Below are 637 nucleotides of genomic sequence, written 5' to 3'. Positions count from 1 at the left end.
GGACATCCTGACAATGTAGCTCCAGCAATTTACGGCAATCTCGTTATTGCAAGTTCTGTTGAAGGAAATGTTTCAGCGATTGTGGCTGACTTCCCAGAGTGTGATTTTCTAGCTTATATTCCCAACTATGAATTGCGTACCCGAGACAGCCGTGGTGTCCTTCCTAAGAAATTGTCCTACAAGGAAGCTGTTTCAGCTAGTTCGATCGCCAATGTGGCCGTTGCAGCCTTGTTAGCAGGAGATATGGTGACAGCTGGTCAAGCAATCGAGGGGGACCTCTTCCATGAGCGCTATCGTCAAAGTCTGGTCCGTGAATTTGCGACGATTAAGCAAGTAGCCAAAGAGAATGGTGCCTATGCGACCTACCTTTCTGGTGCCGGACCAACAGTGATGGTCTTGGCCTCTCATGACAAGATGCCGGCTATTAAGGCAGAATTGCAAAAGCAACCTTTCAAAGGCAAACTGCATGACTTGAAAGTTGATACGCAAGGTGTCCGTGTCGAAACAAAGTAAAGAAATAGAAGATAGGATGGGGAAAGTCTTGATTAAAGGGCTTCCTATCCTTTTTTTGAAAAGAAGTTTATACTCAATGAAAATCAAAGAGCAAACTAGGAAGCTAGCCGCAGGTTGCTCAAAA

Annotated in this window: 1 protein-coding gene; it reads left to right on the top strand. The window is 45.2% G+C overall.

The genetic code is table 11. The features are described from left to right. A partial coding sequence (locus GMD4S_RS12540) for a homoserine kinase (RefSeq protein ID WP_000442055.1) occupies positions 1-513 on the top strand: 513 nt, incomplete at its 5' end. Between the last annotated feature and the right edge of the window lie 124 nt (positions 514-637).

It is taken from the genome of Streptococcus sp. GMD4S, from assembly GCF_000296955.1.
This window is presented reverse-complemented; position numbering and strand designations above follow the sequence as displayed.